Origin of the sequence: Curtobacterium flaccumfaciens (assembly GCF_013359815.1) — a bacterium.
Lineage (GTDB): Bacteria > Actinomycetota > Actinomycetes > Actinomycetales > Microbacteriaceae > Curtobacterium > Curtobacterium flaccumfaciens.
The window spans coordinates 182,369-196,040 of record NZ_JABMCF010000035.1; the positions used below are offsets into that span (position 1 = coordinate 182,369).

General features: G+C 70.5%; 15 protein-coding genes. 2 read left to right on the top strand and 13 right to left on the bottom strand.

Annotated features, from left to right (window positions below):
• Nucleotides 1–4: 4 nt before the first annotated feature.
• A complete protein-coding gene (locus HP445_RS07015) occupies nucleotides 5–595 on the top strand; it encodes a hypothetical protein (protein WP_128780483.1) in 591 nt (196 codons plus the stop codon).
• Between the two features lie 16 nt (nucleotides 596–611).
• Here the strand turns inward: HP445_RS07015 and HP445_RS07020 are convergent, their stop codons facing one another.
• The 8 genes from HP445_RS07020 to HP445_RS07055 all read right to left on the bottom strand — a co-directional run bounded on the left by HP445_RS07020 (nucleotide 612) and on the right by HP445_RS07055 (nucleotide 6,231).
• On the bottom strand, nucleotides 612–1,250 hold the full coding sequence (locus HP445_RS07020; RefSeq protein ID WP_128780484.1) for a pyridoxal 5'-phosphate synthase: 639 nt from the start codon (nucleotides 1,248–1,250) through the stop codon (nucleotides 612–614).
• Nucleotides 1,251–1,318: 68 nt separating this feature from the next.
• Nucleotides 1,319–1,729: a hypothetical protein gene (locus HP445_RS07025; RefSeq protein ID WP_128780485.1), complete on the bottom strand. Its 411-nt coding sequence runs from the start codon at nucleotides 1,727–1,729 to the stop codon at nucleotides 1,319–1,321.
• Between the two features lie 123 nt (nucleotides 1,730–1,852).
• The gene (locus HP445_RS07030; protein WP_128780486.1) at nucleotides 1,853–2,437 is read right to left on the bottom strand and encodes a hypothetical protein; all 585 of its coding nucleotides are present in this window, start codon (nucleotides 2,435–2,437) and stop codon (nucleotides 1,853–1,855) included.
• 2 nt (nucleotides 2,438–2,439) lie between these two features.
• On the bottom strand, nucleotides 2,440–2,796 hold the full coding sequence (locus HP445_RS07035) for a hypothetical protein (protein ID WP_128780487.1): 357 nt from the start codon (nucleotides 2,794–2,796) through the stop codon (nucleotides 2,440–2,442).
• 733 nt (nucleotides 2,797–3,529) lie between these two features.
• A complete protein-coding gene (locus HP445_RS07040; protein WP_128780488.1) occupies nucleotides 3,530–3,883 on the bottom strand; it encodes an SseB family protein in 354 nt (117 codons plus the stop codon).
• Nucleotides 3,884–3,911: 28 nt separating this feature from the next.
• On the bottom strand, nucleotides 3,912–5,495 hold the full coding sequence (locus tag HP445_RS07045) for a WXG100 family type VII secretion target (RefSeq protein WP_258727899.1): 1,584 nt from the start codon (nucleotides 5,493–5,495) through the stop codon (nucleotides 3,912–3,914).
• A gap of 2 nt (nucleotides 5,496–5,497) precedes the next feature.
• Nucleotides 5,498–5,827, bottom strand: a complete 330-nt coding sequence (locus tag HP445_RS07050; RefSeq protein WP_128780490.1) for a DUF6507 family protein — start codon at nucleotides 5,825–5,827, stop codon at nucleotides 5,498–5,500.
• A 107-nt stretch (nucleotides 5,828–5,934) separates the two neighbouring features.
• Nucleotides 5,935–6,231: a WXG100 family type VII secretion target gene (locus HP445_RS07055; protein WP_071404660.1), complete on the bottom strand. Its 297-nt coding sequence runs from the start codon at nucleotides 6,229–6,231 to the stop codon at nucleotides 5,935–5,937.
• A gap of 107 nt (nucleotides 6,232–6,338) precedes the next feature.
• Here HP445_RS07055 and HP445_RS07060 point away from each other — a divergent pair, with 107 nt between their 5' ends.
• Nucleotides 6,339–10,754: an FtsK/SpoIIIE domain-containing protein gene (locus tag HP445_RS07060; RefSeq protein WP_111040096.1), complete on the top strand. Its 4,416-nt coding sequence runs from the start codon at nucleotides 6,339–6,341 to the stop codon at nucleotides 10,752–10,754.
• A 78-nt stretch (nucleotides 10,755–10,832) separates the two neighbouring features.
• Here HP445_RS07060 and HP445_RS07065 read toward each other — a convergent pair whose 3' ends face one another.
• From HP445_RS07065 to HP445_RS07085, 5 genes are read right to left on the bottom strand one after another with little or no spacing between them, the layout of a single operon-like run.
• Nucleotides 10,833–11,444, bottom strand: a complete 612-nt coding sequence (locus tag HP445_RS07065; RefSeq protein ID WP_128780491.1) for an FHA domain-containing protein — start codon at nucleotides 11,442–11,444, stop codon at nucleotides 10,833–10,835.
• Nucleotides 11,444–12,052 (bottom strand): hypothetical protein, encoded by a 609-nt coding sequence (locus HP445_RS07070; RefSeq protein ID WP_128780492.1) that lies wholly within the window; start codon nucleotides 12,050–12,052, stop codon nucleotides 11,444–11,446. The genes HP445_RS07065 and HP445_RS07070 overlap by 1 nt, the downstream gene beginning before the upstream one ends.
• A 5-nt stretch (nucleotides 12,053–12,057) precedes the next feature.
• Nucleotides 12,058–12,897 carry an oxygenase MpaB family protein gene (locus tag HP445_RS07075; RefSeq protein WP_164941163.1) on the bottom strand — a complete coding sequence of 280 codons (840 nt, stop codon included), beginning with the start codon at nucleotides 12,895–12,897 and terminating at the stop codon, nucleotides 12,058–12,060.
• Nucleotides 12,894–13,259 (bottom strand): hypothetical protein, encoded by a 366-nt coding sequence (locus tag HP445_RS07080; protein ID WP_128780494.1) that lies wholly within the window; start codon nucleotides 13,257–13,259, stop codon nucleotides 12,894–12,896. Before HP445_RS07080 ends, HP445_RS07075 begins: the two co-directional genes overlap by 4 nt.
• 50 nt (nucleotides 13,260–13,309) lie before the next feature.
• Nucleotides 13,310–13,609 (bottom strand): hypothetical protein, encoded by a 300-nt coding sequence (locus HP445_RS07085; protein WP_035809242.1) that lies wholly within the window; start codon nucleotides 13,607–13,609, stop codon nucleotides 13,310–13,312.
• Nucleotides 13,610–13,672 lie beyond the last annotated feature (63 nt).

Below are 13,672 nucleotides of genomic sequence, written 5' to 3' on the forward strand. Positions count from 1 at the left end.
CGCCGTGAGCGAGACTGGTCCGATGGAGACCGGTGCGGGCGCGGGTGCGGGGGCGATCTCGGTTGCGATCGAGGACGTCGCCGAGGCACGCTGCGTCCTCGCTCGAGCGTCGCAACGCGCCGAACGCGTCGCGGGTTTCGGATGGGTGCTCGGCGTCCTGGGGTTCATCGTCGGGGTCTCCGGCATCGATCGCATCCCCACGGTCGATCCCGACGCTGGACCGTGGGTCGTGACCCTTGCGGCGATCGGCCTCGTGGTGATCGGGTACCTCGCCGCCTACTGGATCACCCGGAACCCACGGGCGGAACGGTCCGCCGCCGTCGACGCCGCAGCAGAGCGCATGCTCCTGGCGGGACGCGCCGGAGGGTTCCCGGAGCTCGATCCGAAGAGCGTCCGGCGCGCGTTGCGCGAGGACGACAACGGGCCCGCGCCGTGGTTCGATCCCAAACTCGGGCCGCACTCGTGGCCGGTGTGGCGGATCGGTACCGTCGACCGAGCGGAGAGCCGCTTCGTCATCGCGGAACGATCGAACGATGCTCGATCGCTCACGGTCCGAGTCGAACCCGCTCAGCCTGCGTGGTGGTCCAGGGACTGAACGCCGACCGTCGGCCTCAGGGCTGGAGGCGTGTGGCCGTCCAGGCGCCCTCGGTGAGTGCGTACTGCACTCTTCGGTGCATCCGGTCACGGCTGCCGTGCCAGAACTCCACGATGTCGGGCTCGAGCCGCCAGGCAACCCATCGTGCAGGTCGGGGGACGTCGTCGCCGGAGTCGTCGAGCAGGTCGTTCGCGTCGTCGATCAGGTCCTGCAGGGTGCGAGGTTCGAGCACGGCGGACTGATCGGCGATCGCCGTCGCGGCCCGTGACTTCGGGGAGCGGTCCGCGAACAGGGCGTCGGACTCGGCGTCCGACAGTCGGACGACGTGGCCTTCGAACCGGAGCTGCTGCATCGTCTCGCGCCAGTACGCCTGCAGGGCTGCGTGCGGGTTCTCGGCGAGCTGCCGGCCCTTCGGGCTGTCCTCCGACGTGCCGAAGACCAGTCCGCCCGCCTCGATGCGCTTCACGTCGACGGTGCGAGCGGACACGCGGCCGTCGGAACCGGCCGTGGCGAGGGTCATCGAGAGTGGCTCGGAGACCTCCCGGTCCTTCGCCGCGGACAGCCACTCGCGAGCGAGGTCGAGCGGAGACGCTGGCGGGTTGTCGAACTCGGGCAGGTGCAGGGAGTCGTCACCGGAGAGCGGGGCAGAGGACATGTACCCACCCAACCGTGCGCGGGGGCTCGGTGTTCAGGGAGTCACGGACGGTCGTCGCCGGCAGCCGGTCAGGCGTCGGGGAACTTCGCTTCGACGAACGCGCGTTGCGCCTGCACGGTGCCGAGGTGTTCGTCGGCCGGGGCGAAAACATCGACGAGGTCCTTGGACCGAGGACGACGACCGCGGCGGAGTCGGTACGCCCGCATGCCACCGCCCTGCTGTCGCGCCATCCCACTCGGCCACACGTCCACGCGCGCCCCCTGCACGCCCAGGAGCCAGCCCTCGTCGTCGAGCGCTTCGCGCACCAGGCTCAGCGCCTCGAAGGCGTCGTACGCCGTGGCCGCGTGCTCTGTGCCCAGCAGCAACACGGTCACGGTGTAGCGCACCTGATGATCGGGGTTCGTCAGGTCCATCTCGACGATCACGGTCGACGGCGCGCTCGTGCCGTTCCGGTGAGCGGTTCGTTCGTAGGTCGTCATGTCACGCACCGAGCCGCAGCGAGGCCATGGCGCGCACACCGTCTTCCGTCCCGAGCACCCACAAACCGAGATCGACAACTCGTCTCCAGCCTGCGCGTCGTCGGCGGTCGAATGTGGAGGGCGTCAAGCGCTCACCTCGGCGGCCAGGAGATGACGGGCGGCATTGCGCCAGATTCGCGGAACTTCGTCGAGGTCCTCGACGACCGTTATCTCCGGGTGTGGCCTCCGCCCCAGCGCCGTGGTCGCCCGCGCCCGCCACTCGGCAGGATCGCGGTCGATCACCAGGTTCAGCGTCGGACGGGAAGCAGATTCGAACAACCGCCAGGCCGACTGCGGTCGTGCCGTGTTGCGGACGATCTCGGCCCAGATCCCCTGGATCGCTGTGATCGGCAGTGCATGAACTGCGCGGGTCGGGATCGGCAGGAGCCCATGATGACGAACGGGTCTGTCCACGACTGGGAGCCCCTCGAAACGATCTGCTGCTGCGTCGACTTGGACGATGTACCGACCGCTGGTCTCATCGTCGATGAGTGATTGACGGCTCACCTGCCGAGCGGACGTGCCCCGCCCAGCGGGCCGATCGCCTGCAATGGAGTAGGCGAACTCCACCATGACGCCCCGGTCGTACGGTTCGGTGACGCGCTCGCCGCTTGAGCCCACTGCGAGGTGGAGCGTGTCGGGGACAGCTACCGCGGGGATACGTTCCAAGATCAGTGATCCGTGTAGAACGGGCGCGTTTCGCTTTGCATCGACTCCGTCAATTCGTAGGTCGTCATGTCACTCACCGAGCCGCAGGGCATGGACGAAGGGGATGCCCGGGTGCACGAGCGCGCCTCCTGGGGTCGTGATCGGCTGAGCACAATGTCGACGACCAGTCGTCCGTCGTCGGCGAACTCTCGATTCACGGCATACCCCACCACGAGCACGTTCGGCAGGCACTCGCGGATCATCTGGCACTCCCCGCGATCGGTCGAGGACCTGCTGTCGCGCGTGGCGGTGCACGATGGGTGTCGATGCGCATCGGCATCGGCATCGGCATCGGCATCAGCAACGGGACTTGCGGTCACGATTCGCCGCTCAGGAGCAGGGCGTTGAACGGGCTTCCGGGGAGATCGAGGTCCGCCCCTGGCCCGATCCTCACCAGCATTCCGGAATCGGGGTCGCTCACATGATTGCGAGGTGTCGCGGAGTAAACGTTCCGCCCGAACGTCGGGAAGCGAACTCGCGGCGCAACGTCTTCGAATCGAGCTCTCCCATCCAGACGAGCCCCGTATCCAACATGCAGGTGACCAAGAGTGTCGACGTACTCGACTCGCTGGAAGGTCCGCGGCACCTGGGCAGTATCGCTGGGGGAAGACAAGACATCCGCCAAGCGAGCAAGTACTAGGCAGAGGGCGATCCGGGACGCAAGTGGTCCGGCCGGGATCTCGCGGACGAGGTCGTGCGTGAAGGGGAGATCGGTAGTGCCGCCCGAGTTCTTGACATGGACCGGGGTACTGGTGGTGATCTCCGCAGGTAGTTCGGCGTGTCGCGCGAAAGGAACGTAGGGCGGGAGCGGTGCTTCGCGGAGGTTACCGTCGTCATCGCGCCAGGATGTCTGGAGGTCGTCAGGGATGTCTTCTTCCCCAACGACGACGAGTGATCGGTCGTACAGGCTCCAGTAGGTATCGCAAGCCACGCAGCGGAAGTACTCACTCTGCTGCACCCGACTCACCCCGATGGAGAGCTCGACGCGGCCGTGACGTTGCGTCGCCGCGGTGCAGACGGAGCACCCTGGCTCGATGAGTCCGGCCGCTGGCCTCAACCCAGCCGCCGGATGTAGTCAGCAATGGAGGTAGGCAGGAATTCCATGCCGAGTTCGAACGTCCGAGGATTCAGGACGACGCCGAACTCGGGGCGCAGTCGGCGGAAAAGCTCCCCGCCCGTCATGAGCAAGAAGTAGCCGGCCTTCTCCCCGACCTCACCGATCCGGCGTGGATCGGAGAACGCCGCCACCATCGGGGTTCCGTCACGGTCGAACAGCACGGGTGCGAGATCCTCGAAACCCTTGGCGGGAGTCGCTGACGACACCGCAATCGGCGTGTTCCATACCGCGTCCGCCACGACAAACTGGTCCGCTCGCCCGGCCCGTCCCTCAAGGATCAGCTGTTCCAACCGGTTGCGGGGTTCTACCTGGGCAGCTTCATCCAAAGCGGCGGACCACCATTCGTTCTCCGTTGTCCATGAGCTGGAACACCTCAGACCCTGCCGGAACTGGGCGACCACCGTCGATCACGAACTCGCGTGTCTCGTTGATCATGTGCCCTTCCTCGAACGCCACGGCGGTGTGCCCCCCGGGCGTGTAGTTGAGGTTCCCACCAGCATCCGCTGCCGAAGGGAGCCGGGGGGAGGTTCCTTCCAGAGGGAACCGAATCCCGTACACAGGCTCATTGTGCATCACAGCCTGGCGTACAGAGGGGGCCAAGCCTGTCTGCACCATGGCATCGATGGGGTTGTGCACGTACTGCAGAGCGTCCTCTTCTGGCATGAGGAAGAAAGGCCCGCCGGGAGCGCCGATGGTGCTGTCGCCGGCTTCGTAGTAGGCGTGGTAGCTCGTTGCGTCGAAGTAGGAGTGCCCCATCCCCTGGACTGACGCACGCTCGCGCTCGCCCTTCTGGAACGCCTGAGTCATGCGCTCGATCACGACGGATGCCTTGGTCTTCAGCGCCGTGTTCAGACCTCGGATGCCCGTGATCGCTCTCTGCCCCGCTCCAACGACGCGCGCAGCAGTGTTGGAGAGTGCTGCGAGCTTGGTCGCTCCCTCAGCAAGACGCGCGGTTCGAGCTGCAGCGGCGACCGCGCCGCCTGCGGGGACGCAGTCGAGCAGGGAGAACGCGAGGTCCCACCCGTCGGCTTCACCCTTGCTCATCTTGTACAACGTGTCCGCCAACACCACGAGCGCGATCGCCGCGATGATCAACGTCCACGGCCCCGGGATGATCATCGCGATGATCCCACCCACCGCCACGACGACCTTCGCCACCGACACGATGGTCTCCCACGCCTCGGACCCGAAGATCTTGTCCCACGTGGACTGCTTCCCGAGGCCCGCGTCAGCAGCTTCACCGATCTTCGTCGCAGTCCGCTGCTCCGCGTCCTGCCAGTCACCCTTCGCGTCCGCCACGAGCCGCTTCGCCGCATCGATCCGCGACTGCGCCGCCGAGATGTCTCCCTGCGCCGAGCTCACGGACCCCTGTGCGACGGAAGCGTTGTCGGACGCTGCCCGCAACTGCGCCGGCGAGGGAACATCCACCCCGTCCGGCACGTCGGAGCCTGCCGGGTACTCGTCGGCGACCTTCGACAGGTCCTTCGACGCGGACTCGTAGTGCGACAGCGTCGACTGCGCATCCGCCAACCGGTCCTGCGCTGCGGCGAGGTCCCCGGTGGCGTCCTTCGCGTCCGCCAACGCACCATCGGCCCGGTACTGGGTGTCATCGACCGTGTCAGCCCACCCCGACAACGCCGTCGCGGCGAGTTCGTACGAATCGACGAGCTTGGTCAGGTCCGACGGGGTGTCCTCGATCGCGTCGACGAACACGTCAGCGGCCTCACCCTCCCAGTCGGTCAGCCACCCGGACCCCTTCACCGACTTCAGCCTGGTCGAGGCGTCATCGGCCGCGTCGGAGATGCGCTGGTACTCCCGCGCCATCATCCGCAACGTCGACGGATCACCCTTGACCGGATCATCACCCTGATCGACGACGTCCCACCCCGACGGCCGCCCCACGACTACTGCGCCCTCGAGGCAGCGGGTCCGCCGCCGCCGTTCTCGTCGTTGACCTGCAGGGCCTGTGCCAGCTGCTCGTCGGTCTCGGTGTAGGTCTCGATGGACGAGCTCAGCATGTCCGCCAACGCCTTCGTCGACTCGCTGATCTTGTCCCGCTTGTCGCCCCAGCGGTGGTCGAAGTCGTGCAGAGCGTTCTGCACCGTCCCCGAACCGATCTCGTCGTCGGACGCGTCGACACGCTTGTGTGCCTGCTCGAGCGTGCTGTGCACGGTCGTCAGGTCGTTCTGGAGCTCCCCGAGCCCCATCAGGTCAACCAGCAGTTTGCCTGCCACGGAACAATCCCTCCCCGATCACGAACCGGCGCCGTCAGGACGGCGCCACAGGAACCGCGACGACCCCGTGCCCCACGCGATCGCGGGGCACGGGGTCGACGACGGTGTCAGCCCTTGAGGCCGGAGGCCAGCGACTCGTCCGTCTCGGACAGGGTCTGCGAGGCCTTGGAGAGGAACGTGGAGAGGCCTTCGAGCCCCTGGACCGTCTGGGTCACGCCACGGTTGAACTCGTCGTAGGACTCGCCGAACGCGACCGACGACTTGTCGGTGACGTAGCCGTCCGAGATGAGCTGCTGGATCTTGCGCTGCAGTGCCGACAGACGGTCCTCGATGTCTGCCTGGCCCGCCTTGAGGTCGGAGGCTGCTGCCTCGAGGTCTGCGTACGAGACGTTGATGTTCGCCACGGTGTGACTCCCTTTCCCCGGAGTTTCGTTTGTCCCCCCAACGGGGCGTGTTGCAGGGGACACTACCATCGTCCTGCGACACGAAGTCAACGCTACGGGGGAATGCCATGACCTTCACGTTCACGATGGTCGACCGCGAGAGCGGCCAGACCGCGAACGTCTACGTGGACGGCGACGACTCCCGGGCGGTGCGCGAGCTGGTGGCCGAGGCCGAGCGCCTCATCGCGACGGACGTCGTCGCCTCCGGCCGGACCCCCGTGTACTTCGTCGGGGAGCAGCCGCTCGACCTCTCGGCGTCGGTCGCCGAGTCGGGCGTCCGCGAGGGCGTGGTGGTGCGCCGGAGCCTCGAACAGGTGCCACCGCCGCCGCTCCGCCCGCTGACCGACGCCGAGGTCCGGATCGTGTCCGGGCTGCACGCGGGGACGATCGTGCGGGTGAGCACCGGCACGGTGACCATCGGCACGGCGCCGTCCGCGCACGTGCGGGTACCGGTGAGCACCACGGACGAGGTCGAGGCCGAGGCGTCGGGGTCCGACACGGTGCCGGACATCGCACTGCTCGTCACGGTGACGGCCGACGGCGCGAAGGTGCGCCCGGCGAACGGCTACTCCGGCGCGCTGCTGGACGGCGAGCCGGTCACCGAGGAGACCGACTGGCCCGAGACCGCACAGCTCGCGGTCGGCGGGGTCCTGCTCGGCTTCGGCCGCGCCCCGAACCGCGGTGCCCACCTGTCCCTGGCGGACGACGGCATGTCGCTCGAGTACAACCGGCCCCCGCGCATCCTGCCGCCGGACGAGCACACCCGCTACCAGCTGCCCCCGCCGCCGACCGAGCCCCCGGCCCGTGCGCTCCCCATCCTGATGGCGCTGGCGCCGATGGGCATGGCGGTCATGTTCGTGTCGACCACCGGGCGTTGGATCTACCTGCTCATCGCCCTGCTGTCGCCGATCCTGATGATCATCACGGGCCTCCAGGGCCGCCGGCAGGGCAAGAAGACGTACCGGCAACGCGTCGTGGAGTACGAGGACACCAAGGCGCGGATCGAGGCGGACGCGACCGAGAGCCTCCAGTCCGAACGTGCACGCTGGATCGCGAGCGCGCCGGACCCCGCCGCCGTCTACGAGACGGCGGTCACGCCCCTGCCGCGCCTGTGGGAGCGGCGCCGGACGGACCCGGACCACCTGCTGGTCCGCGTCGGCACGGCGACGCAGCGCTCCGAGGTCACCATCGAGGACCCGGAGCAGCTGTCCCACAAGCGGACCGTCGCGTGGGACGCGACGGACGTGCCGGTGCGCATCCGCCTGGCCGAGCGCGGCGTGATCGGCATCGCCGGCCCGGACGACGACGCCCGACGACTCGCGAACTGGGTGGTCGCGCAGCTCGCGACGCTACAGAGCCCGAAGGACGTCACCTTCACGCTGCTCACCGACACCACACGCACGTCGCTGTGGGAGTGGATGTCCTGGCTGCCGCACGTCCGCCGCGACGGTGCGGACCAGCCGATGACGAGCATCGCCTCGAACGCCGCGTCGACCGCGCGGGCGATCGCCGAGCTCGCCGCGATCATCGACGCCCGCAAGGAAGCCGGGATCGGCAAGAAGACCCCGCCGGCCGACGAGATCGTCGTCGTGATGGACGGCGCGCGCCGGCTCCGCGCGATGCCCTCGCTCGTGCAGGTGCTCAAGGAGGGGCCGTCGGTCGGGGTGTTCAGCATCTGCCTCGACCTGGACGAGCGGCTCCTGCCCGAGGAGTGCGACGCCGTGGTGGTCGTCCGCGACGACCGGGTGCGGGTCACCCAGCAGCGCAGTGAGCGCATCGACGACGCACGCCCGGACCTGGTCGACCAGGACTGGCTCGAGTGGGTCGCCCGGTCGCTGTCGCCGATCGTCGACGCCAGCCCGGACGTGCAGGACGGCGCCATCCCGTCGTCCGCCCGGCTGCTCGACGTGCTCCAGCTCGAACCGCCGACGTCCGAGGCCGTGCAGGCACGCTGGCTGCTCGGCGGCCGCAGCACCACCGCCGTGGTGGGGGCGTCGATCGACGGGCCGTTCGCGATCGACCTGCGGAACGACGGCCCGCACGGCCTGGTCGCCGGGACCACCGGTTCCGGCAAGTCCGAGCTGCTGCAGACGATCGTGGCGTCCCTCGCCGTGGCGAACCGTCCGGACGAGATGAACTTCGTGCTCGTCGACTACAAGGGCGGCGCGGCCTTCAAGGACTGCGTCGACCTGCCGCACACGGTCGGCATGGTCACCGACCTCGACACGCACCAGGTCGAGCGCGCGCTCGAGTCGCTCGGCGCCGAGCTCCGCACCCGGGAGCACGCCCTCGCCGAGGTCGGGGCGAAGGACCTGGAGGACTACCAGGACCTGCAGGCCAAGCGCGCGGCGAACGGGGACACGATCCCGAGCCTGCCGCGGCTGCTCATCGTCATCGACGAGTTCGCCTCGCTCGCCCGCGAGCTGCCCGACTTCGTCAAGGGCCTGGTGAACATCGCCCAGCGCGGTCGCTCGCTCGGCATCCACTTGATCCTCGCCACGCAGCGTCCGGGCGGCGTCGTGTCGCCCGAGATCCGCGCGAACACGAACCTCCGGATCGCGCTGCGCGTCACCGACCAGTCGGAGAGCCAGGACGTCATCGGCGCGAACGACGCCGCGCGGATCGCCAAGTCGACCCCGGGGCGCGCCTACGTGCGGCTCGGCGCTGCCTCGCTGCTGCCGTTCCAGTCCGGTCGTGTGGGTGGGCGCCGGCCCGGCTCGGACGACCAGGAGGCCCGCCCCGCCCTGGTCCGCGAGCTCACGTTCGCCTCGTACAGCGATCCAGCCCCCCGCCCGGCTGCCGTCGAGGCCGCGGCCAGCGACGTGGAGGTCACCGACCTGAGCGTCCTCGTCGCGTCGATCGACGACGCCACCCGCGCCCTCGGCACCCCCGAGCAGCGGAAGCCCTGGTTGCCGCCGCTCGGCGAGGTCGTCGGGCTCGACGACGTCGAGGCGACCGGCACCGGCGACCTGGCACCACTGGCGGTCGCCTGGGGCGTCGAGGACCACCCGGGTGACCAGCGGCAGCGCCCGGCGGTGTTCGACCTCGACGCGGACGGTCACCTGTTCGTCATCGGCTCGCCGCGCTCGGGCCGCAGCCAGACGCTCCGCACCCTGGCGGGGGCGATGGCCCTGCGGCTCGGCGTCGGCGACGTCCACATGTACGGGATCGACTGCGGCAACGGCGCGCTGCTGGCCCTCGGGGCGCTGCCGCACTGCGGTGCCGTGGTGCAGCGGCACGAACCCGACCGGGTCTCGCGGCTGCTCGGCATCCTGCTCCGCACGGTGCAGGAGCGCCAGGCCGCGTTCGCCGCCGGCGGGTACTCGTCGATCGCCGAACAGCGGACCGACGCGGGCACCGTGCCGATGCCGCACATCGTCGTGTTCCTCGACCAGTGGGAGAGCTTCATGGCGACCCTGGCGGACGCGGAGAACGGTGCGCTGCACGACGCCGTCCAGACCCTGCTGCGCGAGGGCGTCGGCGTCGGCGTGCACCTGGTCGTCTCCGGCGACCGCACCCTGACGTCCGGCCGGATGTCGAGCCAGGTGGAGCGGAAGCTGCTGCTCGCCCTGGCCGACCGCGGCGACTACAACTACGAGGGCATCAACGGCAAGAAGCTGCCGGAGTCGATCCCACCGGGGCGCGGGTTCCGCAACGCCACGGCGACGGAGACCCAGGTCGCCGTGCTGCCCGGCGGACTCGGGGGCCGAGACCAGGCCGCCGCGCTGCGGGGCATCGGTGACGAGGTCCGTGCGCACGTGCCGGCCGACGCCCCGAAGCCGTTCCGGATCGACGTGCTCCCGCGCTCCATCACCTTCGCGGACGCCGTGCGGTACCTGCCGTCGGCCGAGGCATCGGTCGGCCGGGTCGCACTCGGCGTCGGCGGCGACGAGCTCCGGCTGTTCACGCACGACTTCGTGCAGGACACCCCGGTCTTCATCGTCGGCGGCAGCCCCCGCTCGGGCAAGAGCACCGCGCTCGTCGCGATGGCCCGCCACGTGCTGTCGGCAGGTGGGTCGGTCGTCGCGGTGACACCGCGGGAGTCCCCGCTCCGAGCACTCGACGGAGCCCCTCGCGTCACGGTCGTGACCGACGGCGGCATCGGCGCCGAGGGGCTGTCCGCCGCGATCGACACCGGCTCAGACGGCTTCACGCTCGTGCTGGTCGACGACGCCGAGGCCCTGAAGGAGTCGCCGGCCGAACCGGTGTTCCGGGCGATCATGGACTCCGACCGGGGTCGTTCGGTCGGGCTCGTCCTGGCCGGTGACGTCGAGGGCGTGGCGAGTGGGTTCCGCGGCTGGCAGGTCGACGCGAAGAAGGCCCGTCGGGGCATGCTCCTCGCGCCGCTCAGCACCGTCGACGGCGACCTGATCGGCACGAAGCTGTCGAAGAGCCTGGTCACCCAGGACCGCGTCGCGGGTCGGGCGCTGCTGAACGACGCCGACCAGGCGCTCCGACTCGTGCAGGTACCGGCGGGCGACTAGCGCCGGCCGCGGGGCGCCGGCCGCGGGGTCGCAGCACGGAGCCTGCGCACCCCGGAGCCGGCCCGGTCCGGGGCCTGCTCAGCCCAGCGGCGTCTCGCTGACGAGTCCGACGGCGGGTTCGGCGCGGAGCGTGTGCCCGCCGAACACCACGGTGTCGCCGGGCTGCACGGTCGTGCGCTGCGACGGCACGAGCATCGCCGCGGGGAACCCCGGACGCTGCAGCTCGACGCCGTTCGCCGACGCGGTGTCGAGCACCCAGAGGGAGCCCTCGGCGCCGAACCCGAACTCCAGGTGGGTGCGGCTGAGCAGCCGCTCCGGGTCCTCCAGAGCGATCATGTGGGCGTGTCCGCCGTCCGGGTGGGCGCTCGCGGGGTCACGGCCGATCAGCCCGCCGCCCGACACGGTCACCCGCTGGGCGCCGTCGAGGACGAGCACGGCAGCCGCTGCCTGGCGGGCGGGGGCGGCGTCACGACGGGCGGTGGATCCGCCGGACGACCCGAGCGGTCGGCCGGGCAGCTGCGCCACGGTCGCCCGGACCCGGTCGGCACTCGCACGCGGAGCCGGGGGCGGTGTGGTGACCGACCGGGCGAGCTCGCCGCGCTGGGCCATCTGTGCCAGGTCACGCTCGTCGACCCGCTCGACGACGGGTTCGACGACCTTGCGCTTCTTCCGGAACGGCCAGAGGCGCATCAGGACGCCTCGCTGCCGACCGCGGCGGAGTCGATGAGCTCGAAGGTGTCGGTCACGGTCTCGAACAGTTCGTACAGGGGCTCGGCCAGGTCGGTCGCGGGCGACGAGACGCTGACCAGGGCGACCTGGTCGCCGGCGGGCACGAACGTCTGCATGAGCACGACGTCGAACGACCCGCGGCCGTCCGGTGCCTGCACCGTCGAGACACCCCAGACGCGCGGCACCCGGCCGACGCGGGGGACCTCGTGCACGTCGACGTGCATGCCGTCGTCGTCCCCGCCGAGTGCGGCGACGTGGTCGGTGAGCGCGGCGAGCGGGTCGCCGCCGGCCTCGGGCGCGGGCAGGACCGTCACGGTGAGGGCACCGGAGACGATGCCGTCCTCGCTCGGCTCGGCGAACGCGGCGCAGTACCGCGCGCCGCTGTCCCACGCCGAGCGGGCGAACCGGCGGAGCACCCGGATGATCTCGGTGCGGTGGTCCCACAGTTCCCGGTGGTCCTCGATGCGTTCCTGCACGAGGGCGCTGATCCGGTCGTCACGGCGTTCCGGTTCGACCGGGAGCTCGAACCAGGACCGCGGGACCGTGATGGCGAAGTGGTCGACCGACATGCCCGCTACCGTACCGTGGCGTGTCGCCTCGCGGTCCGCCGCATCGCCCGCAGCAGCAGCGGACCCGGCAGCCGCAGCAGCACCCTCGGCACGAGCGCCCGCACCCCGGCCACCACCCGGACGGTGCGCCGGAAGCGCCGTTCCTCTCGCGGCCCCCACGCGAAGCCGTACGCCGTGCGCACCCGTTCCGGCAGCATCCCCACGGTCACGATGCGGACGAGGGGCATCGCCGCCCGCACCCACAGCGGCGCGAACCGCGGGTGCAGCAGGTCACGGACGACCCCACGGGCGTCCTCGGTGACCTCGAGCCCCTCCAACGTCCGCTGCCAGTACCGGTCGAACGCCGCCACCGAGGTCGGCCAACGCTCCGGCGGCACCCGCAGTGCGGTGGCGATCGGAGCGTAGGCGGCGAGGACCTGCTCGGCGCGGGCCGCGGAGACGCGTGTGCCGAACAGGTCGTGCGCCCGCCGCGCGGAGTCGAACAGGGTCGCGGCCACCCAGAGCTGCCGGTCGACGTCGTCGGCGCCGGCGACGGGCCGGTGCGCACGGTTGACGAAGCCCGCTGCGGTCGCCGAGTCGGTCTCCGTGCCGATGACGACGGCGTAGACGAACATCAGGGTGTGGGCGAGCCGCTGCTGGGGTCGCCGGGCGAAGTCCGAGTGCCGCCGGACACCGGCCGCGACGACCGGGTCGGCGATCTGCAGCAGGATGGCGCGGCCGCCCGCGGCCACGGGGGTGCTGTCGGCGAGGAACCGACGCAGGTGACGGTCGTGCGCGCGACCAGCAGGCGGACGGGAGGCACGGTGCGGGTCGTGTGTCGCGCCTCCAGGCCGTGGGGTGGTCACGCCGCACCCCGTCGGCGTCGCGCCCGCAGGACGGGCCACAGGTCCGCGGCGATCGCCGCCAGGAGCGCGACCGCGCCGACGACCAGGGCGACCAGTGCGGACGAGGCACCGACGGGCGCGTCACCGGTCAGGGCGAGGAGCGTCGCGACGAGCCAGATCGCGGGGAGCGGCCAGAGGCGGGTCGGTGATCCGGTGACGACCGCACCGACGACGCCGACGACGAGGAGCGGGACCCAGCGGCCACCGGGCTCCGAGCGGGCGGCGAGGTGTGCCGCGGCGGCGACCAGCAGCAGCGCCGCGACCGCCAGCAACCGCGCTGCCGAGGGCATGCTGTGGACGCTGGAGCGGACTCGTCGGAACACGGCCCGATGCTACCGAGCCGTGTTCCGGGAGAGCCTGATCAGGTCAGCGCTCAGAGCGGCTTCGTGCCGAGGTCGTTGCCGAGGTCGGCGCGGTCCTCGTCCTGCTCGTTCTCGTGCTCCCACAGGTCGGGCGAGCCCTCGCGCGGGGAGCCACCGGTCGGACCGTCGTCGGAGCCGTCACCGGGCTGCGGCTCCACCGTCTCGCCGGCGACCGCGTCGTTCGTCACCGTCTCGAGGGACTCCTCGGCCTCGTCCACCTCGTACGGGCCGACGTGCTCACGGTCGATGTCGTCGTCGCGACGCTGCTGGGACTCGAAGTCGTCGACGGGGCTGATGCCGGGGTCGCTCATGGTGGTTCCTTTCCGTTGCGGGCTTCCTGCCTACCCGCCGGCGCTTGGCGGCCGTCCGGTTTC